Below are 22,055 nucleotides of genomic sequence, written 5' to 3'. Positions count from 1 at the left end.
ATTGCAGCTCCTGTTTGTGGATTTGTTGTTTAAGCTTCACTCTGTTGAGGTTGCTGGCGTACTGTCATGATCAGATTCCAGGCGAAAACCAGTATACCGATAAAATAGATTATCCCGGCGGCAAAGCGCAACCGGTAATAGGGATAGAGAGAGGTGACGGTATCAAGAAAATTATACATCAGCGAACCATCCGGGTTGGTTGCTTTCCACATCGCTCCTTGCTGGATTCCTGCGATCCACATGGTAATGGTCCAGGTGAGCTGACCAACAAGGATGAGCCAGAAATGGCTGTTGGCGAGTTTGATGCTGTAGAGCTCGGTGTCGGTAATGCGTGGAATCATATAGTAGAACGATGCCGAAATGATCATGGTCACCCATCCCATGGTTCCCATGTGCACATGCCCGACCACCCAGTCAGTATAATGAAAGAAAGCATTGAGGGTGCGTAATCCCTGCAGGGGCCCCTGAAGGGTCTGAAGACCATAAAAGGTGATGCCCGCAATAAAGAACTTGACCAGATAATTGGTGCGCATCTGCTCCCAGTTTCCCTGCAGCGTGTAATAGCCATTGACTACAGAGCCCCATGACGGAGCAATCAGGAAAATGGAGAAGGCGATTGCAACGGTCTGAATCCACTCCGGCAGAGGGGTGAGCATAAGGTGATGTGCGCCAGTCCAGAGATAGGCAAAGATCAGCGCCCAGAAAGAGATGATGGAGAGCCGATGGCTGTAGATGGGAAGGCCTGTGGCTTTTGGAAGAAAATAGTAGAACATCGCCAGTATCGGAACCGTAAAGATGAATCCCACAATGTTGTGCCCGTACCACCACTCCACATTGGCATCGTTTGCACCTGAATAGATACTGTAGGACTTGAAGAGTGTGACGGGAATCTCAAGGTTGTTGACAATGTAAAGAATGGCAATGGTGACGGTCATGGCGATGATGTACCAGAGGGAGATGTACATCTGCTTTTCGCGACGTTTGATCAGCGTGCCAAAGACATTGACGGCAAACATGACCCAGAAAATGACAACACCAATGTCAAGAGGCCATTCAAGTTCAGCGTACTCTTTTGTGGTGTTCATTCCCGCAAAAAGGCTCACGGCTGCCAGCGCTATTGCTGCATTGAAGAGGTAGAGATGAGCTTGAGCAAGTCGGGGAAAGGGAAGCGGTACTCTCGTCAGGCGCTGCAGGATATAGTAGGAGGTTGCAAAAATACCTGCGAGTCCGAAGCCAAGACCGAGACCATTGGTATGCACAACACGCAACCGCCCGAAACTGAGCCAGGGGGTAAGGTTGAGTGCCGGATTGAACATTTCGAAGGCTATCCAGAGCCCGACGACCAGACCAATGATAAGCCAGAAAAGCGCCGAAAAGGCAAAACCGCGCACTATCCTGTAGTTGTACCCTGCTTCGCTCATGCTCTCCTCCAGATCATTTTTAAGGAAAATAAAGAGAGAACGTCGGACGGATCAATATAAAAAAAGTTAAATCGTCTGCCGACATACTGCCATAATATAGTTAAAAAGATAGAGTTTTGACCTGAATAAAATCTTGCGGAAAGTATCAAATACAAATTCACCAAGGTATGTCGCTGATAAAAAAATCAAAAAGATTGCATCCTGGCGGATGAGCCTGACCGGAGTTCATTACCAGGTTATCAGGCAGATAAAAAAACGCTCACCGAATCAGCAAGGTTTTCGGTGAGCGTCTCTCTTTTTAGCAATGTGTTGCTCCTGCGAAACCACTGCAGGTTACTCTTCCATAAGTGCAGCGAGTCCGGTAATGTAGTTACCGACCACAGCTTCCTTGTCGGTAATGATGCCTCTCAGATATTTTCCTGGTGTGACATCAAAAGCATAGTTGAGAACCGGTGTTGTCGGTGAAGCTACCTGTGTGCCGAAAATGGTTCTCAGCTCATCGGCGTTGCGCTCTTCAATCGGGATATGCGTGCCGTCAGGAATGGTGATATCAATGGTTGATACCGGCGCGGCGATGTAGAACGGCAGATTGTGGTGGTATGCGCTGATGGCATGGGCGCAGGTGCCAATCTTGTTTGCCGTGTCACCGTTGGCAGCAATCCGGTCCGCTCCGACAATACCAAAATCAATCATTCCTCTCTGCATCAGAAATGCTGATGAGGAGTCGGAAATAGAGACGAAGGGTATGCCATCATGTTCAAGTTCCCAGGCAGTCAGACGAAGCCCCTGCAAGAGCGGGCGGCTTTCGGAGGTGATGACCCGCTCGATGAGCCCCTCCTGCCAGGCAAGCCTGATGACCCCAAGCGCTGAGCCGGTGCCGCAGCAGGCAAGGGTGCCGGTATTGCAATGGGTCAGAACATTGAGCTTACGTGTTTTCAGGATGTGGGCAAGGTCAATCTTGATCTGATCAACACCGTGGCGCGACATGGCATCGCAGTTTGCGATCTCATCATCATGGATTTTGCGGGCAGCAGTGTTCATTTTTGCAAAGAGCGCCTCGATTGTGTCAGTTTCATAGTTTTCAGCATAGACCTTCTTGAGTCGTGCCGCTGCAAAAAAGAGGTTGACCGCTGTCGGGCGTGAAGCTTCAACTTCAGCCACAAGCGATTTGAAAAAAGAAGGAAACTCCTCTTTTGTGCCCTGGAAGCTGTTTATGCCGAGAATAATGGTGTAGGCTGCAGCAACGCCAATCAGGGGAGCGCCGCGTACTGCAAGGGTTTTGATCGCCTCTATGGCTTCCTCGTAATTTCTGGTGGAAACATACTCCTCCCTCAGCGGCAGATAGCGCTGGTCGAGGTAGCGAAGGGTGCTGTCGTTGAAAGAAATGGCGTCTATCATACTGGTATGGTGATAATTAAAGGTTTGCGACAATAGCCTTGAAGATAGAGGTCATTTTGGGTTCGGCATGGTTGGAGACCTCAATGATCTCTTCGATGCTGACCGCCTTGAGGTTGTCCGGGAAGCATTCATCGGTGATGATGGACATGCCGAAGACCTCTGTGCCCTGATGTACGGCAGCGATCACTTCTGGCACGGTTGACATGCCGACAACATCGGCGCCAAGGGTACGTAACATGCGGTATTCGGCACGGGTTTCAAGACAAGGGCCTGAGAGGGCTACATAAACTCCGCGCTGAACCTTGATTCTCTGATTTAATGCGACCTCTTCAGCAAGTTCCAGTATCCGGGGAGAGTAGGGTGCGCAGAGGTCAGGAAAGCGAGAGCCGATTTCAGGGTCGTTTGGCCCGATGAGCGGATTGGTGCCGAGCAGGTTGATGTGGTCATCGATCAGCATGATCTCCCCTTTTCTGTAGGCAGGGTTCAGGCCGCCACAGGCGTTGGTGATGCCGAGGGTTTTGACGCCGAGGTACTTCATGACCCTGATTGGAAAGACAATCTGGTGCATGGAGTAGCCTTCGTAAAAATGGAAGCGCCCCTGCATGGCGACAACATTTTTTCCCGAAAGGGTTCCGAAAATCAGTTTGCCGTGGTGGGTTTCAACCGTGGAGACAGGGAAGTTCGGGATGTCGCTGTAGTCGAGGGAAAAGTCAATATCAATCTCCTTGACCAGAGCGCCGAGGCCTGTTCCAAGAACGATACCAACCGGATAATCAGCACCTGTCTTTGTTCTGATAAAGGCGACTGCTTCCTGGATTTTTGCCTGCTGTGAGATCATGATAGGGTTGTTTACAGGTTAATTGACAAGTGTTACAAAGCGAGTATGAACCGAAATGCAAACCATATCAGCGCCAGCCGAAGATTGCCGTTCCGACACGGATCATGGTTGCTCCCTCATGAATGGCTTCCCTGAAATCGCCGCTCATGCCCATGGAGAGTTCGGTAAGTTTTGATGGATCCGGAGAAATGGGTTTCAGCGCGTCCAGAAGGGTGCGCAGCAGGCGAAACTCCTGTTGTGCAAGAACCCTGTCTGGTGACGCGATGGTCATCAGGCCGCGAAGGGTGATGTTCGGGAGCGTGAAGAGCGATTCAGCCAGTGAAAGCAGCTCTTCTGGCGACATGCCATATTTGGATGCTTCGCCGGAGGTATTGACTTCAAGAAGATAATCGACCTGCAGGTTGTTCCGGAGGGCTCGTTTTGAGAGCTCTTCGGCTGTTGAGAGCTTGTCGATGCCATGAATAAGGCTCACCTTGCCGATAATCGAGCGTATCTTGTTTGACTGCAGGTGTCCGATAAAGTGCCATTCGATTCCGAGCTGTGCAAGCAGGGGATCTTCACACTTTTCCAGAAACTCCTGGACATAGCTTTCTCCGAAAACAATATGACCGGCATCAAAGGCCTCTTTTATCAGTGATGCCGGGTGGGTTTTTGAAACAGCGATCAGACGTACTCCAGCCGGATCGCGGCCTGCCTCGATGCAGGCCGCATGAATCTGCTCCCGTATTGTTTCTATGTTAGCCGCAATGCTATCCATGTGATTTTATCTTCTCAGGACTTTGCCAGTGGAACGATAGTGTCGATAGTGACCGGTACAAGAGGATTGTCGTTGGGATCGGTTTTGACAACAGCAATTTTTTCTACCACATCCATACCAGCCTCAACCACACCGAAGACGGTATATTGTCCGTCAAGAAATCCATTGTCAGAATGATTGATATAAAACTGGCTGCCGGATGATGCTTTCTGGGGATTGTTGTCCCTTGCTGCAGCAAGTGTTCCTTTCTTGTTGGGATGTTTGATTTCAGCAGGGATACGGGTAGAAGGGCCTCCGGTGCCGTGCATGGAGCGTTTATCCTCATGGCGTGATAACGGATCTCCGGTCTGGATCATGAACCCTTCGATAACCCGGTGAAAGCGGATACCGTCGTAATAGTTCTCTGTGGCGAGTTTGATAAAGTTATCGCGATGCAGAGGGGTGTCGTCGTAAAGACTGATGGTAATGTCACCAAGGCTTGTCTTGATAAGAAACTGTTCAGGCATGTACAATGTATTTTAGGGAACTATTGTTCGTTATTAAAGATTTGAGGGAAGCTGCCAGAGCGACCGTTGAGCTACGGCTGCTGCGGTTGTTCCTGGATAGTCTGCTATGATTTTTGTATACAGCTCTGATGCTTTTTTAAGCTGGTTTATCTGCTGGAAACTGTTGGCTGCATGTGCGAGGTATTGCGCTTTAAGCGGTTTGCTTTCAGCCTTGGATGATGCATCCTGATAGCTCTCTGCGGCCAATGCTAACTGATTTTTATTGACGTAGCAGTCCCCGGCGCCAGCAAGGGCAGCGGCAGCAAGATCATCATTATTGATGGATACGCTCTTAAAGACCTCAAGAGCTGCGTCAAAATTTCCCATGGAGTAGAGCGCATTAGCGAGCAGCAGATTGGCCATATTTCCACTTGGAGTCCCCATATATTTTCCGGCATAGTCATCAGCAATTTTCTTCAATCCGGCAGTTTTATCGGTACCGTTGATGGCAGCCTTGAACTCTCCACGGTCAAGAAGTGGAGCTATTCTTGAGAGTTGCAGTGCAGCATCCAGTTCATTGCTTTGCTGGTAGCGCACCCAGAAGAAGGCTCCGGCTCCGAGAGCTGCGAGGAGTACCAGTGTACTGATAATTGCAACTTTATATTTGATGGCAATGTAAAGAAGATTGTCTTCTGTAGATGGTTTGACGCCCTGCTGGACGGGAGTGCTGGATTGTATGTCGTTCATAGCTCGTTGTTATGGTTGCTGCATCGGTTACGGTTGGCCCTCAACCTAAGCAAGTTTGCATGATTTTCAAAATAAGTGCAGAACTGCAACAGGTAAACCCGCCACCCCAATGCATTTCTATAACGCTGGCAATCTAAACAATTCAACGCTATTCTTCGCAATGCCTTCTGCGGCCTCTTCCAGCGGGATCTCCCTGATACGGGCGATGGCTTCCGTGACCAGACGAACGTAAGCCGGTTCATTTCGTTTTCCCCTGTAAGGTACCGGAGAGAGATACGGAGCATCAGTCTCTGTGAGCAGATCATCAAGCGAAACACTCCTGATAACCTCAGGCAGGAGGGAGCGTTTGTAGGTGACCGTTCCGGGAATAGAGAGCTTGAATCCTTTTCGGATACACTCGTCAGCAATTGCCTTGTCTCCTGAAAAGCAGTGCATCACGCCGCGCATGGCTGAGTGACTCTCTTCGGAGAGGATGTCGAGCATATCATCCCATGCGTCCCGGCAATGGATAACGACCGGCATATCGAGGGTGCGGGCAACTCTCAGCATCTCGCGGAATGCATCCTGCTGTGCCGTGCGGTTAAAATCGGGATAGTGATAGTCAAGCCCTATCTCACCAATGGCAACAACTTTTGGCGACCGGGCAAGAGTGAGCAGTTCCCCGAAAATGCTTTCATCGACTGGAAGCGCGGCCTCATGAGGATGAAGACCGACGTTGGCATAGATAAAGTCAACATTGTGAGCCAGGTCAATGGATTTTTTGCTTGTTGGTACATCAACGCCAGGATCGATGAGCAGTCCGATACCCTCTTCTTTCAGGCGTTTGATGACCTCATCCCGATCCTCGTCAAACTCCGGAAAGGAGAGGTGACAGTGAATATCAACGAACATCGGTTGTTCCTGTCGGGCTCTCTGCGGGAAAGAGCTTGTTATGAAAGATCATCAACATGCAGGCTCCGATGGTGATGGCTGAATCTGCGATATTAAAAATAGGCCACAATGAAACCCATCTACCGAAAATATGCCCTTGATAAAGATCAAAATAGATAAAGTCAACAACTTTGCCGTACATAACCCGGTCAATCATATTGCCAATACCACCACCAGTAATGAGGGCAAAGGGGAGAAGAAAGAGAGTCGTCCGGTTTTTTGACCAGATGACATATGCGAGTACCATGATCGTAATCACTCCAGTCAGAAGGAGGAGGACGGTTGGTGGGGCAAATTCAAGGCCAAAGGCGACTCCTCTGTTTTCCGCATAGGTGAGCGAGAAGAGGTCTGCAATAATGGTGATACTTTGGACTCCATCGCGGAGAAAGGTTAGGGCAAGTTTTTTTGTGAACTGGTCAAGGGTGATGACCAGCAGGACAATGGAGAAAAAGAGTTTCATGAGTCGGATGCCCGGGGAACAGGGTTATTATTGTTGAATTTCTTGCAGAAGGCTCTCTTTTACCGCTTTAACGGGCATCTGCATACCAGTCCAGAGCGTAAACGAGTGTTCAGCCTGGCCGATCAGCATCTCAATACCTGATATGGTTGCAGCGCCAGCCTTCTGTGCAGCCAGAAGAAGTGGCGTATCGAGAGGGTTGTAAACCATGTCATAGACAATTTGGCCAGGGTGGAGCAACTCCCGGTCAAGAGGGAGAGGTGAGTCGTTATTGCCTCTGGTGCCGATTGGAGTGGCGTTGACGATAACGCGGCACTCCCTGATTATTTCCGGATTATCAGAACAAAGAATCCTGACAGGAGCACTTTTGTCATGGCCACTCTCCTCAAGCAGCAAAGAGGCTTTTTCGGGGTTACGGACAAAGAGCAGAATCTCTTTTGGAGAAAAAAAACGGATGAATGCCTCTATGGCAGCCAGCGCTGCTCCGCCTGCGCCGAAAATAGAGAGTGTTTTGCCTCGGATACTCTCCCGGTATGGCAGAAGGGGTGCGGCAAATCCGGCAATATCCGTGTTGTGCCCGGTGAGTTTTCCTCCCTCATTGACAATGGTATTGACCGCCTGTATGGAAGCTGCCTCTGCGGAGAGCGCGTCAAGAAAGGGGACAACGCTCTTCTTGTATGGTATGGTGACATTGAATCCTGCAATCCCGAGTGCTTTTGCCCCGCGAAGGGCATCAGGGATCATGGAGGGATCCGCAATGTTAAAAACCGTATAATGGTATGAAAGCCCAAGCAGCCGACATGCCGTATTATGGATAAGCGGAGAGTAGGAATAATCAACGGCACGGCCGATAAGACCGAGAATTTTTGTTGATTTCGTCATGCAATCCCGAGCATCCGTCTGACAGAATCCTGCTGGTACAGTTCCGGAAAAGTGCTCTGAAAAAGCTCTTTTTTCTCGGGGTCAATTTTGAATGCCTTGCTTAGTGCCTTCAGGGTACTGAGTTTGTCGCCCATGGCAAAATAGGCAGCGGCAATTTCAAAGTGAGCATCAGCCGAAAGTGGCTGTAGCTTCAATGATTGCTGCAGTGCATCGATTGATGCATTGATCTGGCCACCTTCCCTGAGAACGATGGCAAAATCAACCCAAATCTGGGGACTTTCCGGATCAAGCGCTATGACCTGCCGGTAAGTTGCCATGGAATTTTCAAGATCGTTGAGATTGTACTCGATCTCCGCTTTCAGCAGCAGAAACTCAATGCTGTCGGGTATTGATTTCAGCGCTTCCAGAGTTGCTGTAAATGCCTCTTCGTACTCTTCAAGCGCTTCATGGCAGCAGGCAAGTGCAAACCATGCTTCACCAAAATCACTGCTGATCTCGATACAGCGCCGATAACAGATGATGCCTTCGGTATACTCCTCCAGCTCTTCATAGGCTATGCCGAGATTATAGAGCGCATTAATGTCATCGGGCTCATATTCCAGCGTTTTCAGATAGCTTTCAGCAGCCTCCTCAATACGTCCGGTGATGGCAAGAACGTTTGCACGGTTATACCAAGCCGAACTGAAATCATCGGAGATGGCGATGGCCATATCGTAACAGTCAAGCGCCTCGTCATAGCTTTTCATTTTGCTCAGTACCAGGCCATTATTGTACCAGGCATTGATATTGTATGGATCATAATCGTGTGTTTTGCGGTAACATGAGGTGCTCTCCTCAAGTTTGCCAAGAACATCTTTGCAGTAGGCAAGTTCATACCATGCATCAGCAAACTCGTCATCAAGTTGCAATGCATATTCAAAGTCCGATTCGGCCTCCACAAACCGTTCAAGACGCTGCAGGATAATTCCGCGATAGTAATGGAACTCCTTTTCAATGGAGGAGTCAACAAGAATATCTTCGAGTTCTCTGAGCGCTTCATCATGATTACCGGTGTTGAACCAGGCAAGAGCGAGATTCAGCCGCATTTCGCTGTCCATGGGACTGAAGACGGCCGCCCGCTGAAACGCTTCAAGTGCATCATCAAAAAAACCGTTCAGCGTCAGGCAATTACCCAGATGGAACCAGGTTTCCGTATTAAAAGGCGCTATCTCTTCAAGACGACGGGCTACAGCAAGTGCTTCAAGCTGAAACCCCTCTTCATTATATTGACTGATTCGGTCAAGAAGATCCTCCGAATCAAACATGGAATCAAGACCATCAAGGTCGGGCTGTTCTCTTCCTGATGCTCCCGCAGGGTTATGGCGATTATCGTCAAAAAAATCAGGCACATTCATAAGCAATCGTAAAGAGGTTGTCCATTCTCAGGGCAGAGTACACATAAGCCAAATATAACAGAATTTTCTTAACAAAAACATTCTGACGGTTTGGCATGGTAGAGAAGGAGAACATTTATGGTCGGTAAAAACGGTAGATAGCCGTTGCTGTTTTTGCTCCTGCTGCTGCCGTCAGCTCCTCCAGAGTTGCCTGCGCAACAGCGTCAACCGAGCCAAACCGTTCAAGCAGTTTGAATGCTGTTTTCTCTCCAATTCCCGCAATGGTGGTGAGTTCTGTCTGCAACATTCTTTCCGATCGCAGTTTGCGGTGATAGGTAATGGCAAAACGGTGAGCCTCATCGCGCATTTGCTGGAGCAGTTTGAGTGCGGGAGAGGTTTTTGGCAGGTTGAATGGGTCTCGGGCCTGCGGGGTAAAAATCTCTTCAATGCGCTTGGCCAGACCGATAATCGGGATAGAGAGTCCGAGGGCATTCAGGGTTTGAAAAGCGATATTGACCTGCCCTTTTCCGCCATCGACGACGATAAGGTCAGGCCAGGGGAGTTTCGACGAAAGCGATCCGCTGTAACGTCTCCTGATCACCTCTTCCATTGCCGCGTAGTCATCTGATCCTTCAAAACTGTTTATTTTAAACTTGCGGTAATCCGCTTTTTTGGGTTTGCCCTTCTCAAAACAGATCATTGAACTGACATAATCGGTACCCTGAAGATGAGAATTGTCAAAACATTCGATTCGCTGGGGGAGTTTTGGCAGATGCAGCAGCTCCTTAAGAGCAGTAAGGCCGTAGTGCTCTCGGGCAGCCTCGCCCCGTTTCTGTTTCTGGATCAGATATTCCTCAAGATGATGCCGTGCATTCTGACGACACATCTCAACCAGGTGAGCTTTTTCGCCGATTTGCGGCACCAAAAAGCGAATATTTTTTTTCTCCTGCGCCTCCTCTCTCTCTTTTTCCGAAAAGAGTGCTCTCAAGGTCTCCTCTTCATCGGCGCCAAGGGATTCCTGAAGAAGAATTTCATCAGGCAGAAGCTCAAGGGTCTCGAGATAATATTTTTCCATAACTCTTGCCTGCAGCCCGGAGTCGGTTTCCCCTGTGACATTGTTCATGTAGATGCGTTGCGAGCCAAGCAGTTTCCCTTCCCGGATTTTGAAGACGACGCCGCAACCATCCTCTTCACCGGTAGCGACAGCAAAAACATCCCTGTCGAGCCCATCTCCCGCAACTACCTTCTGGCGCTCGGCATACCGTTTCAGGCTCTCAAGCTGCATTTTTATCTCTGCTGCTCGCTCGAATTTCAGCTCGCGGGCAAAGAGTTGCATGGCGCTGGTGAGCGAGCGTATCATGGTGGAGGTCTTTCCTTTCAGCAGACGGGTAATTTCAGCAATCATCAGGAGGTACTCCTCCTCTGACTGCCGCCCTTCACATGGTCCCTTGCATTTATGGATGTGGTAATCGAGGCAGACTTTGTATTTTTTGGTAGCAATATTTTCCTCACTCAGACGGAATTTGCAGCTTCGTACCGGAAAAATTGAGCCGATAAGATCAAGAATGGAGTGGAGCTGACGGGACTCTGTATAGGGTCCAAACCAGGTGGAGCCATCCTTTCTTCGTTGGCGACTGATGAGGATCCGAGGGAAAGGTTCATTGGTGATCACCAGGTAGGGGTAGGTTTTGTCGTCCTTCAGGTTCACATTGTAGCGCGGTTTCAGCTCCTTGATCATATTGTTCTCAAGAATCAGCGCCTCGACTTCAGAAGAGGTGATAATGACCTCGAAATCAGCAATATGAGTGACCAGTACCAGCGTTTTGCCGTAAAGTTGCTGTTGATTTCTGAAATAGGAGCGAACCCTGTTGCGGAGATTTTTTGCCTTGCCAACATAGATTACCCGGCCACTCGAATTCCTGAACTGGTAGACGCCTGGTGATGGAGGCAGTGTGCCGAGCTTTTCAACAAGAGCTTTTTTTCTATCGGTACGGGCCGGGAGTTCATCCTCGATATCCATTGGTCAACAGGGGTTTGTTTCTTGTTTTTCCAAAAAAAGGAAAAGCCGCACGAAAGATGCGGCTTTTCCTTGAGAAAAAAGAACAGGTATGGCCTCTACTGCTCACTCAATCACATCGTACTCACCTTTAAGCGCAAACACTCCAAAGGTAATCAGGCTGAAAGAGATAATTGGCATAAGCACGACAATCACGATCGACCAGAAAATCCAGTTCTCTTCACTGGGCTTGGCTGCGATCTCTTTCATCGCCTGCATGATCACCAGCGGGATGATTCCTATCCCCATGACAGACCAGAGAATTCCAAAAAGTTTTTTTATTGCTGACATAATGGATGAAATTAAAAGGTTCTTGTTTATTCAACGTCCATGTTGTTGGTTTTGTTGGAGATGTAGAGCATTCCAATCACGAAGCTGACACTGGCAATCAAGATAGGGTACCAGAGACCAGCAAGAGGATCGGCAGGCGGAAGGCCTGGCGCCGGACGGGTTGCTTCAACAAGACGGGTTGAAATAAGCGGAACCAGACCGCCAAAAACACCGTTGCCGATATGGTACGGCAAAGACATTGAGGTGTAGCGGATACGGGTTGGGAAAATTTCAACGAGGAATGCAGCAATCGGGCCGTATACCATGGTGACGAAGATCACCTGGATGAAGACAAAGGCAATCATTTTGTAGAACAGGTTCTGAGGAAGAATGACAGCCTTTTTTATCTCTGGCTTCAGTTTGCCTGCCGCAGCAAGTTCAGCTTTTTTGGCTGCGTCCAGCGGGATGGTCTCTTTTTTCGTCTCCTTGTAGGAAGTTCCATCAGTAAAGGTTTTTTTCGTCACGATTGTGGTAATCGTATCAGTACCTTTTACCTCAACTTTTGGTTCAGAGACAGTTGTTTGTTCTACGATCTCGGTTTTCTGCTTAAGGTCTGCATCATTATACATCATGGTATAGATAGGTCTGTATGCGACCACAGCGATAAACATACCGGCCATCATGATGTACTTGCGCCCGATTTTATCAGAGAGGGCACCAAAGATGATAAAGAAAGGAGTTCCGATAACGAGGGCAATCAAAATGATCATGTTGCTCTGCTCAAATTCAATGTTGCACGCATTCTGCAAGAAGGAGAGCGCATAGAACTGACCAGTATACCATACAACACCCTGACCAGCGGTTGCACCAAGAAGAGCAATCAGCACCATTTTCAGGTTATCCTTTTGCTTGAAGCTTTCGGCAAGAGGGTTTGTTGATGTTTTACCCTCTTTTTTCATTTTTACAAACATTGGAGACTCTGACATCTTCAAACGGATGAAGATTGAAACTCCAACAAGGAATGCTGAAACAATGAACGGTATGCGCCATCCCCAGTCCTCAAAGACAGGAACGCTGAGAGTCTGGCGTACAATAAGAATAACGCCGAGCGCAAGAAAGAGTCCCAGAGTTGCCGTTGTCTGGATAAAGCTTGTCCAGAATCCACGCTTACCTGCAGGAGAGTGTTCAGCGACATAGGTTGCTGCACCGCCATACTCACCTCCAAGAGCAAGACCCTGCAACAGTCGTAAAATAAAGACAATCGCCGGAGCAAAAAATCCGATGGTTTTATAGCCGGGAACAAGACCGATAGCAAACGTTGAACCACCCATGATCACCAGAGTGACAAGGAAGGTGTACTTCCGTCCGATAAGATCGCCCAGGCGTCCAAAGAAGAGTGCGCCGAACGGCCTGATAACAAAACCGGCGGCAAAGGTTGCCAGTGTGGCAAGCAGGGCCGCCGTCGGGTTGTCTTTCGGGAAAAACTGCTCGGAAATGATTTTTGCAAGAGTACCGAAAATATAAAAGTCATACCATTCGATGAGCGTCCCGACCGAGGAAGCAGCGATAACCCGCCGGGTGCTGGACACCTCTTCGGTTTGGGAAACGTTTGTGACATTTCGTGCCATAAAAGTTTTCTTTGATTGTTTGAAAAAAAATGTAATTCCTTAACTCATTCGTGCCACCGTTTCAGGCATAAAACGGCATCCTACTTGATAAACTCATGCTCGTTCTCCTTGACAACAAGTACCGGGCAAGGAGCACGCCGAATCACATGCTCAGCAACGCTGCCGAGGATCATCCGTTTCAGGCCGCGGCGACCGTGTGAACCCATGATAATGATATCCGCTTCCTGCCGTTTTGCATAGTCGAGAATACACTCTTCGGCAAATCCTTCATAGATCACGTAATCGGCGACAATACCAGCCATATTCTCTTCGTCGATCAGCGATGTCAGCTTCGATTCAGCCTCAGCGCGTTCTGTTTCCAGTCCGTGAGAGTAGGTGATTGTGGGGTCGTTCTCAATAACGCCGACAAGAAAGACTTTTCCGCTTGAGAGTCTTGCAAATTCGTTGGCGTATTGCAGCGCTTTGCGCGACAAACCAGAGAAATCAACCGGGCAGATGATTTTTTTAATGGTAATCATAGTACCGCTGTTGTGTTTAAGTTGTTATAATAAAATATTTTAATAGAAAAATAAAAAAGAACAGCAAAAAAGCGATTTACCTGAAAGACAAGAGAAACCGGACGTTGATTTGGCGGTTTCTGTATGTCGAAATAAAATGAAAACGAAAGGGAAAAAGGTTGCTCGTGCTGTACATGATGACCTTCCCTAATATCGTTAAATTTCCTTAAGTAACAATTGTTAGTAACAGGAAATAATATCAGTAAAGAGTGGAAACTGAATATAAACGGTCAGTCAGGTAAAAAAAAGCCGCAGTTGCCTGCGGCTTTTCAGATAACAAACGTGCAAGTTAGAAGGTCACTGTTGCATAGAGTTCACCACGAAGCTGGTTGTTGTCAGTCTCTGTTAAGCCGTTATCCTTACCTGAAGCACGGTAGCGGATAGTCGGTGTCAGGCTGAAAGAGCCCATCGCTGATTCGTGTACCTTGAAGTTGTACTGTGCCCAGACGAAGAGGTTGTCGTAGTCAACATCAGTAACTGGTGAGTTGTCGTTGGTGTGGTTGTAGTCAACCCAGGCCATAACTGGTCCAGACTCACCTTTGAGTCTGAGAAGGTAGCCGTTGTAGTCAACTTTGGCATTTGTGTTCGGGTTTGTGTCATCGCAGACCGTGTAGAAGCCACTCATGCCTATTTTTGATTTGCCTGCAGGAATGGTCACATTTGCACCAAAGGTGTTCGGTGATACATTCTGATAAGCTCCGCCATCGACATCGGTCAAGGCAATGAGAGCCTGTGGTTCCAGAGTAACATCTCCAATGGAAGTCTTGTATGCAAGATGCAATGCATAACCATCATTGAAGATGCCATCGCCTTCTGCTGCAGTGTCACCTAAAGTGATGTCATTATCAAGCACAACGAGTGTGGCATTCAGGTCACCATTTCCTACTTTCGTGCCATAGTTAAGACCAAAAACGCGATCAAAACTATAAGTAGCTACCGGGATATCCACAGCATAGATGTTACCAGCAGGGATTGGTACAAGGGTCAGGTCAAAAATTGGGTTGTTGACACTGTTCAGCGGAAGACGGCCAATCTGGTAGTGGCTGCATTCCATCACACGTCCGAAGTAGAAGTTGGATACTTCAAGAGCATAATGTTCATCATTATTACCAGGATTACCGGCTACGGTTACCCAACTGCCAGGATTCGACTCGTTCTGAATCATTGTTTTAAAGAAGTAGCCGCTACCGAGGTCAGCAGATGCTTTCAGGCGGATTCTGTACTGGAGCTTGAGTTCATCAGTGTTCGATGTCTTGACATTGTTTGTTTCTGTATCGGTGAACTCGCTTCTCAGACGTACAGCAGCGTCGCCACCAATTTTCAGTTCGGCTGATGCCGGTGATGCATAAGACAGTACTGCAAACATTGCAGCAAGTGATAGCATTTTTTTCATGTGTTTTCTCCGTTAGGTTGTGTGTGTTTGTGTGTTGTTGTGTGTGTGCGAGAAAGAAAAAAAAAGCTAAATACCCTTGTGAACTGAAGCTGAAGGGTATAAAAAAGAACGGTACCTGCCATTTCATGGTTAAATGTAATAAAAATACTATGAAACAAACAGTGGTGATTTTTTGTTTCTTGCATTGATTCATTTAACGGCATTGACGACTCTCTTCTCCTTTAAAAATACGTACTATTTTCATCTCTACCGGAATTGTTTCATGTCACAAGTCAGACTCCGCGTCAGCGCGTTGTGTATCAGGGAGGATCAGGTACTCCTTGTCGAACATAAAAGTTTTGCTCCTCAGGATCCAAACCTTCCTGAAAGTTACTGGATTCTTCCTGGAGGGGCGGTCGAACGGGGTGAAACCCTTGACGAGGCGGTGAAACGTGAAATGATGGAAGAGACCGCTCTTGAGTGTACGGTCGGTAGTCTGCTTTTCATCAAGGAGCTGCTCTATCCCTATCCTGGTGCGTTCGATCAGGGTGCTCTTCATCACTCGGTCTCTCTTGGCTTTTATTGTACGGTTACCGGAGGTGAGATGATAACCGGTAAAGATCCGGAATATCCCGATGATGAACAGATGATTCTCAAGGTGAGCTGGATTCCGCTCGCCGATCTTGAGCATTATAATCTTTATCCCCCATTCCTTGTCAACTACATTCTTGCGCACCACCCTGAAGGATTACAGGATGCCGTGCCCGAGTTTTTAAACTCCCTGCAGTAAGGCGAAAGCTTATTTATCCCGGCATGGCATCTGCTGACGTTTTCACTCATGCCGGGAACTCTTTTTATTCTTTGCGGCTACGCTCTTTGTTCTTTCCTCAGAGATCGACAATGACTCCTATGGTGCTGAAGCTTTCGGGGCGATAGAAGTACATGCCCTGGCGGCTCATGCCTGAAAAATAGTTACAGGCTACCCTGACATTCTTCAGCCCTATGTCATCAAGACGCCTGCCTGCCTGCACGTTCCATGTTCCCCGGTGTCCTTTCGTCTCCTCAAGCGATGGTTGCCAGATTGGAAGCAGTTTGAAGTCTGCGGCAAGATAGGTATTTCCAGGAGTGGAAAGTTCAACACCAGCCTGGAAAGAGTGTGGATTGATACCGTCAGGAAGAGTGTGGTAGAGGTACTGGTATCCGGCATAGATACGATGATTTGGTGAACTGAGCGCTACAACGAGATTGACAAACTCCCGGCTGTAGGTAAAGGGAATGGTGCCCAGCCAGTCGCTCTGCTGAATCCATTGGTGCGTATCTGCATCATAGTGGCCATCTTCAAAATGGGCCGAAATGTGGCTGATTCTCACTTTTCCGCTGAATTCATCAAAAGGAAGCGCATCATTACTGATCGGTTTTTTCCAGCTTGCGTTGACACCAAAGAGATAATCGATAGCATCAACCGGAAACTTGAAATTGTCGCCCCGTTGCAGGAGAGAGTAGGTGGCAAAATCAACACCAGCGGCAAATTTCTTGTTTTTGCTCTGGTAAAGGTCAGCCGAGGCGCCGATATCGAGCTGCAGATAACGGTCGCCAAGCCAGGGCATAACGGCAATTTTCGGTTCCGAAGGGTCAGCAAGGAGCGGCTTGAAGAGGGTTTTGGTGGTCGGGTTCAGGATCGGTTCGGCAGCCCCTTTTTTCACCGGTATCAGGAGTACCGCAGTGATGATGAAGAGTGCTCTGCAGAGGTAACGTGTACTTTTCATGGCGAAGAGTTGATGTGTTAGCGGGCGGAAAATCATGGTACAGAATCATGTTTTACAGGGTTAGCAGGGTGTTCAGCACTGCCATGCGGACAGCGACTCCGTTAGTTACCTGTTCAAGCAGCATGCTTTTTGAATAGCCCGGAGGCTGTATGCGGTCGGCCACATTGTTTGCTATTTCAATTTCCCGGTTTATCGGGCCGGGATGAAGTACCAGCAGATGTTTCTGTACCCGTTCAAGGCGCTCATCGGTCAGACCATAATGGACAGAATACTCTTCCAGCGAGGGCAGGTATCCTCCCGTAGCTCGTTCAAGTTGCAGTCGAAGCACGATTGCTGTATCGGCCCAGGCAATGGCACGGTCAAGGTCGGTAAAGAGAGTGATGCCAAGCTGGTCAGCATCGGGAGGCATGAGGGTGACCGGGCAGCAGATACCAACCTCGGCGCCGGCAGTGATGAGGCCGTAAATGTTTGAACGGGCGACCCTGCTATGCAGCACATCGCCAATAATGATCACTTTGAGCCCATCAATTGTTCCAAAATATTCGCGGAGCGTAAACATGTCGAGCAACGCCTGTGTCGGATGCTCATGCGATCCGTCTCCGGCATTGATCACGTTTTTTGAGGTTATTCTGGTTATGAGATCTGCAGCTCCGGAAGAGGGATGACGAAGAACAAAGGCATCCACCTGCATGGCCTCAAGATTTTTGATGGTATCACTCAGGCTTTCCCCCTTGCTGACACTGCTTGACGATGCACTGAAGTTCAGCGTGCCTGCGCCAAGGTGTCGTGCTGCTATCTCAAAAGAAAATCGGGTACGGGTTGAGTTTTCAAAAAAAACCAGTGCAATGCGTTTATTCTGAAGGGATGGTTCAAAAGAGGGGCAGGGGGTGATCAACTTCTTTTTATAACCGGCAGCCATATCAAGGATGCTGGTGATGTTGCTGGCCGGAATATTGCATAATCCAGTAAGGTGCTTCAAATCCGACATATCTTTTGTGTCTTTTCAGGAAAAAAATTTCTCAAAGGTACAAAAAAAATCATGATCAAAAACAACCTTGCATGAGTTATGATGAAGAGATGGCTGGTACAAGAGAGTCAGGTTGCCTGCGAGCCGAAAGAAATGCTTGATGGCCGTATGGCTGAGGTTGCTTCGGAGCCGCTTCATGAAATCTCCGGGGAAATTATGATGCAGAGCACCTTCAGGAAAGATTACCTCTTTTTTGACCGATGAAGAGACGGGCAATGCTGTCGCCTGCATGGTGGACAGGTCAAAGTAAAAATGCTGCTATGAGAAATGGCAGTTCCTCTTTTTTTTGTAAACTGTCCTTCAATTGGTTCTCCTTCTGAATGTTATGCATGAAATGAGTATTGCACTCTCCATTGTGGATGCAGTTGTGGCAAAAGCCAGGCAAGAGGGCGGTGTCAGGATTTCGGCTATTGACCTGCTGATCGGCAAATTGGCTGGTATTGAGCCTGAATCACTGAAATTCTGTTTTTCAGCGGCAGCCAGGGAGACGCTTGCTGCAGAAGCGCTACTCAACATTGAAGAGCCGGAAGGTGTTGGCGAGTGCGGGGAGTGCGGCATGAGCTTTCCCGTCAACTTTTATTATGCAGAGTGTCCCCGATGTCGTTCATTACGGGTGAAGATCGTCTCGGGTGAGGAATTTTTGATTCAATCAATGACCATAGAAGAGGAGGGGGAGTAAACACATGTGCGATACCTGCGGATGTTCAACTGACGAAGGGGCTGTGCTCCGTAAACCCGGCCAGAGTGATTATCATGTTCATGTCAGTGACCACGATCATAGCCACACGCATGAGGAGCATCACAGCCATGATCATGGCCATCATCATCATGAAGGCACAAGCCGGAAGGTTGTTCTTGAACAGGATGTGCTTCAGAAAAACAATCTTCTCGCTGAAAGAAACCGGGGATATTTTGAGGCAAAAAAGATTTTTGCGCTTAATTTTTTGAGTTCCCCTGGTTCAGGCAAAACGTCACTGCTTGAAAAAATTATTCCGGTACTGCAACAGCGCTTTCCGGTTGCAGTCATAGAGGGCGACCAGCAAACTACCAATGATGCCGAGCGAATTCAGGCTCTCGGTGTGCCGGTAATCCAGATCAACACCGGTTCGGGATGTCATCTTGATGCCTTGATGGTCAACCGTGCTGTAAAGGAGCTTGACCTGCAGGATAATTCGCTGCTTTGTATTGAAAATGTCGGAAATCTTGTCTGTCCGGCGCTCTTTGATCTCGGTGAAGCACTCAAGGTTGTCATTATCAGTGTGACGGAGGGAGACGACAAGCCGTTGAAGTATCCAACCATGTTTCATGAGGCCGATCTCTGCATTCTCAACAAGATCGATCTTCTTCCCTATGTGGAATTTGATGTTGCCAGATGCCGTGAAAATGCCATGCGGGTCAACCACCATCTCGAATGGTTTGAACTTTCAGCAAAAACAGGAGAGGGGCTGACTGTATGGCAGGAGTGGCTCGAAAAGAAACTGTTACAGCACTGAGCATCAAGGAGAGCAGCGCTGAAGAGCGGAGGCGTCTTCGGGTCAACGGTATGGTACAGGGTGTGGGGTTCCGCCCTTTTGTTTACCGTCTGGCTGTTGCTTGTGACCTGAAAGGGTTTATCTGCAATACAGCCTCTGGTGTGCTGATTGAGGTGCAGGGTCAACTCTCGCTTCTCAATGAGTTTTCGCGTCGTTTGCTGGGGGAGCGCCCGCCGCTTGCGTTCATCGAAACCATCGAAGAGATGTCTCTTCCCTGTGTTTCAGAAGAGGCTTTTCTGATCGGGAATTCGGGTTCCGGCGTTGGGGTCGAAACACTCATTCCGCCCGATATTGCGCTTTGCAGTGATTGCCGACGAGAGCTTCTGGATCCTGCCAATCGCCGGTTTCGTTATCCTTTCATCAACTGTACCAATTGCGGTCCCCGCTATACCATTGTCGATCGGTTGCCCTACGACCGTCCATTTACCTCCATGCATGGGTTTACCATGTGTGAAGCGTGTGAGCGCGAGTATCATGACCCGCTTGATCGTCGGTTTCACGCACAGCCCAATGCCTGTCCGGTTTGCGGCCCCACTCTTTCCTTGTTTGATGCTTCAGGTACGCTCCTTTTGGGGGAGAGTGTCGTGGAGCACAACCCGGTCGATGGCACTTCTCATGCACAGCCAAAAACCGCTTTGTCCTGTGCTCACACCCTGTCCGGTGATGTCGTCGCCGAAGCCGTTGCTTTTCTCAGGAGAGGGATGATTGTTGCGCTGAAAGGGCTTGGCGGTTTTCATCTTGCCGTAGACGCACGAAATGAAGCTGCGGTACGGCGACTTCGGGAGCGGAAAGGTCGAGAGGCAAAACCTTTTGCAGTGATGATACGCGACAGGTCGCTTGTTCACGGCTATTGTGAGGTCAGTGAAACGGAAATGGCCGCACTGAGCGCTGCGCAAGCCCCCATTGTGCTTCTGAAAAAGAAAAAGAGCAGCAACCTTGCGCCATCCATAGCGCCAGGCAATGAGCGCCTTGGCGTCATGCTGCCCTACACGCCACTGCACACCCTGCTTTTCGATGAAACTCTCGACATTCTGGTGATGACCAGTGCCAATTTCAGCGAGGAGCCAATTGCAAGTGAGAATGAGGAAGCGCTTCTGCGTCTCAAGGGTATTGCCGATGCTTTTCTCGTGCATAACCGCCCCATCTACCTGAAATGCGATGATTCGGTCACCATCGCTTTATCGGGAACGTTGCGGCAGCTCAGGCGGAGCAGGGGATATGTTCCGGCGCCAATATATCTTCGCGAAGATGGTCCGGTTGTTCTTGCTGCCGGAGGTGAGCTGAAAAATACCATTACGATTCTGAAGGGTAGTCATGCACTGATGAGCCAGCATATTGGTGACATGAAAAACTATGAAGCATACCGCCATTTTGTGCAGGTTGTTGCCCATCTTCAGCATCTTTTTCAGGCTGTACCCAAGCTTCTGGTGCACGATCTGCATCCTGCCTACATGACAACACAGTGGGCGATGATGCAGAATATTCCCTTGCTTGGTGTCCAGCATCATCATGCTCATCTGGTGTCATGCCTCGCTGAAAACAGGGAGGAGGGGCCAGCGATTGGGCTCATACTTGATGGTACAGGATATGGAACTGATGGCACGATCTGGGGTGGAGAGGTACTGATTGGGGATGCTGCCGGAGCAGCACGCTTTGCTTCACTTGAGCTTATGCCATTGCCGGGAGGGGAGGCCGCAGTCATGCACCCCTGGCGGGCTGCGCTTGGCTATCTTCACCGAAGTTGTCCCGACCTGCCCGACCTTCCCTTCATGAAAGGACGGAGCATTGAGCCGGTTCTTGAGTTACTTCAAAAGAGGGTTACTATTGTTGAAACCTCAAGCTGTGGCCGACTTTTTGACGCCGTTGCCGCACTCTGCGCTCTGCGGGGTGAGATCAGCTATGAGGGAGAGGCCGCCATTGCACTGATGCATGAGGCAGGGGGGAGTATGGGCAGCAAGTCGTTCCGCTACGGGCTGCATTATGAGCAAAAGCCTGCACTTGCGCCAGTGCAATCCGCAGGAGGTACCATAGGCACGAACGATATACCGGCAGTTACAGAGAGGCTGATCAATACCCCGCGAGGAACTATCGCGAACAAGCACGATCTGTTGCATGAGGAAAAAGGGCGCTGGACGATGCTGGTTTCGCCAATTATCCGTGATGTTGTCACTGCCCTGCAAACAGGGATGGCTGCCGGTGAAATCAGCCGGCGCTTTCACCGTACGCTTGTAAACTGTTTTTATGAAATTATCGGGAAGGCATCCAAAGCGACAGGCATAACCACCGTAGCGCTCAGTGGAGGAGTTTTTCAGAACGCCCTCCTCTTTGAAGCCCTCGTGACTGAACTGCAACGTGCAGGCTACAAGGTGCTTACCCAAGCCCTTGTGCCCTCCAACGACGGAGGCCTCTCCCTTGGCCAGGCCCTCATTGGCAGAACTTACCTCAACGGCAACTATCAAGGAATCCAATAGTTCCTCTTTATTATAAGTCCTATAAGTCTCATATATCCCATATTTATTATCTTTACCTGATCACTACCAGTCAAAAAAACCACCAAGC

Annotated in this window: 22 protein-coding genes; 5 read left to right on the top strand and 17 right to left on the bottom strand. The window is 48.9% G+C overall.

Features of this window, described 5'->3' with window-relative positions; all coding sequences use genetic code 11:
• Positions 1–29: 29 nt before the first annotated feature.
• The 15 genes from PPHA_RS10270 to PPHA_RS10200 form a co-directional block, all read right to left on the bottom strand.
• Positions 30–1,421: a cbb3-type cytochrome c oxidase subunit I gene (locus PPHA_RS10270; RefSeq protein WP_012508760.1), complete on the bottom strand. Its 1,392-nt coding sequence runs from the start codon at positions 1,419–1,421 to the stop codon at positions 30–32.
• Positions 1,422–1,754: 333 nt separating this feature from the next.
• A complete protein-coding gene (gene mtnA, locus PPHA_RS10265) occupies positions 1,755–2,819 on the bottom strand; it encodes an S-methyl-5-thioribose-1-phosphate isomerase (protein WP_012508759.1) in 1,065 nt (354 codons plus the stop codon).
• 16 nt (positions 2,820–2,835) lie between these two features.
• Positions 2,836–3,657, bottom strand: coding sequence for a purine-nucleoside phosphorylase (locus PPHA_RS10260; RefSeq protein ID WP_012508758.1), 822 nt, complete (start codon positions 3,655–3,657; stop codon positions 2,836–2,838).
• A gap of 67 nt (positions 3,658–3,724) precedes the next feature.
• A complete protein-coding gene (locus tag PPHA_RS10255; RefSeq protein WP_012508757.1) occupies positions 3,725–4,414 on the bottom strand; it encodes a YggS family pyridoxal phosphate-dependent enzyme in 690 nt (229 codons plus the stop codon).
• Between the two features lie 14 nt (positions 4,415–4,428).
• Entirely contained in the window at positions 4,429–4,920 is a 492-nt protein-coding gene (locus PPHA_RS10250) for a peptidylprolyl isomerase (protein WP_012508756.1), read from the bottom strand.
• Positions 4,921–4,953: 33 nt separating this feature from the next.
• On the bottom strand, positions 4,954–5,646 hold the full coding sequence (locus PPHA_RS10245) for a tetratricopeptide repeat protein (RefSeq protein ID WP_012508755.1): 693 nt from the start codon (positions 5,644–5,646) through the stop codon (positions 4,954–4,956).
• A gap of 117 nt (positions 5,647–5,763) precedes the next feature.
• A complete protein-coding gene (locus PPHA_RS10240) occupies positions 5,764–6,537 on the bottom strand; it encodes a TatD family hydrolase (RefSeq protein WP_012508754.1) in 774 nt (257 codons plus the stop codon).
• Complete coding sequence (lspA, locus tag PPHA_RS10235; protein WP_012508753.1) at positions 6,527–7,036, bottom strand: signal peptidase II; 510 nt, start codon at positions 7,034–7,036, stop codon at positions 6,527–6,529. Before lspA ends, PPHA_RS10240 begins: the two co-directional genes overlap by 11 nt.
• Positions 7,037–7,063: 27 nt before the next feature.
• On the bottom strand, positions 7,064–7,915 hold the full coding sequence (locus tag PPHA_RS10230; protein ID WP_012508752.1) for a shikimate dehydrogenase: 852 nt from the start codon (positions 7,913–7,915) through the stop codon (positions 7,064–7,066).
• Entirely contained in the window at positions 7,912–9,309 is a 1,398-nt protein-coding gene (locus tag PPHA_RS10225; RefSeq protein ID WP_012508751.1) for a tetratricopeptide repeat protein, read from the bottom strand. The genes PPHA_RS10230 and PPHA_RS10225 overlap by 4 nt, the downstream gene beginning before the upstream one ends.
• 115 nt (positions 9,310–9,424) lie before the next feature.
• Positions 9,425–11,308 (bottom strand): excinuclease ABC subunit UvrC, encoded by a 1,884-nt coding sequence (uvrC, locus tag PPHA_RS10220; RefSeq protein WP_012508749.1) that lies wholly within the window; start codon positions 11,306–11,308, stop codon positions 9,425–9,427.
• Between the two features lie 102 nt (positions 11,309–11,410).
• Complete coding sequence (locus PPHA_RS10215; RefSeq protein ID WP_012508748.1) at positions 11,411–11,635, bottom strand: DUF6814 family protein; 225 nt, start codon at positions 11,633–11,635, stop codon at positions 11,411–11,413.
• 26 nt (positions 11,636–11,661) lie between these two features.
• Entirely contained in the window at positions 11,662–13,242 is a 1,581-nt protein-coding gene (locus tag PPHA_RS10210) for an MFS transporter (protein ID WP_012508747.1), read from the bottom strand.
• An 80-nt stretch (positions 13,243–13,322) separates the two neighbouring features.
• Positions 13,323–13,760, bottom strand: a complete 438-nt coding sequence (locus PPHA_RS10205; protein WP_012508746.1) for a universal stress protein — start codon at positions 13,758–13,760, stop codon at positions 13,323–13,325.
• Between the two features lie 328 nt (positions 13,761–14,088).
• Positions 14,089–15,192, bottom strand: a complete 1,104-nt coding sequence (locus PPHA_RS10200) for a porin (protein ID WP_012508745.1) — start codon at positions 15,190–15,192, stop codon at positions 14,089–14,091.
• Between the two features lie 262 nt (positions 15,193–15,454).
• On the opposite strand from PPHA_RS10200, the gene PPHA_RS10195 reads away from it, so the two are divergent.
• The gene (locus tag PPHA_RS10195) at positions 15,455–15,961 is read left to right on the top strand and encodes an NUDIX domain-containing protein (RefSeq protein WP_012508743.1); all 507 of its coding nucleotides are present in this window, start codon (positions 15,455–15,457) and stop codon (positions 15,959–15,961) included.
• Between the two features lie 97 nt (positions 15,962–16,058).
• Here the strand turns inward: PPHA_RS10195 and PPHA_RS10190 are convergent, their stop codons facing one another.
• On the bottom strand, positions 16,059–16,937 hold the full coding sequence (locus tag PPHA_RS10190; RefSeq protein ID WP_049759959.1) for a DUF1207 domain-containing protein: 879 nt from the start codon (positions 16,935–16,937) through the stop codon (positions 16,059–16,061).
• A 52-nt stretch (positions 16,938–16,989) separates the two neighbouring features.
• Positions 16,990–17,916 (bottom strand): aspartate carbamoyltransferase catalytic subunit, encoded by a 927-nt coding sequence (locus PPHA_RS10185; protein ID WP_041526840.1) that lies wholly within the window; start codon positions 17,914–17,916, stop codon positions 16,990–16,992.
• A gap of 87 nt (positions 17,917–18,003) precedes the next feature.
• On the opposite strand from PPHA_RS10185, the gene PPHA_RS16010 reads away from it, so the two are divergent.
• The 4 genes from PPHA_RS16010 to hypF all read left to right on the top strand — a co-directional run bounded on the left by PPHA_RS16010 (position 18,004) and on the right by hypF (position 21,967).
• The gene (locus PPHA_RS16010) at positions 18,004–18,168 is read left to right on the top strand and encodes a hypothetical protein (RefSeq protein ID WP_190273988.1); all 165 of its coding nucleotides are present in this window, start codon (positions 18,004–18,006) and stop codon (positions 18,166–18,168) included.
• A gap of 121 nt (positions 18,169–18,289) precedes the next feature.
• Positions 18,290–18,643, top strand: coding sequence for a hydrogenase maturation nickel metallochaperone HypA (hypA, locus tag PPHA_RS10180; protein WP_012508739.1), 354 nt, complete (start codon positions 18,290–18,292; stop codon positions 18,641–18,643).
• 4 nt (positions 18,644–18,647) lie between these two features.
• Positions 18,648–19,457 (top strand): hydrogenase nickel incorporation protein HypB, encoded by an 810-nt coding sequence (gene hypB / locus PPHA_RS10175; RefSeq protein ID WP_012508738.1) that lies wholly within the window; start codon positions 18,648–18,650, stop codon positions 19,455–19,457.
• Positions 19,418–21,967 (top strand): carbamoyltransferase HypF, encoded by a 2,550-nt coding sequence (gene hypF / locus PPHA_RS10170; RefSeq protein ID WP_012508737.1) that lies wholly within the window; start codon positions 19,418–19,420, stop codon positions 21,965–21,967. The genes hypB and hypF overlap by 40 nt, the downstream gene beginning before the upstream one ends.
• The last annotated feature ends 88 nt before the right edge of the window (positions 21,968–22,055 follow it).

The sequence above is a fragment of the Pelodictyon phaeoclathratiforme BU-1 genome (assembly GCF_000020645.1).
GTDB lineage: Bacteria > Bacteroidota > Chlorobiia > Chlorobiales > Chlorobiaceae > Chlorobium > Chlorobium phaeoclathratiforme.
The sequence above is the reverse complement of the archived record's forward strand: the minus strand, read 5'-3'. Positions and strand labels throughout refer to the sequence as shown.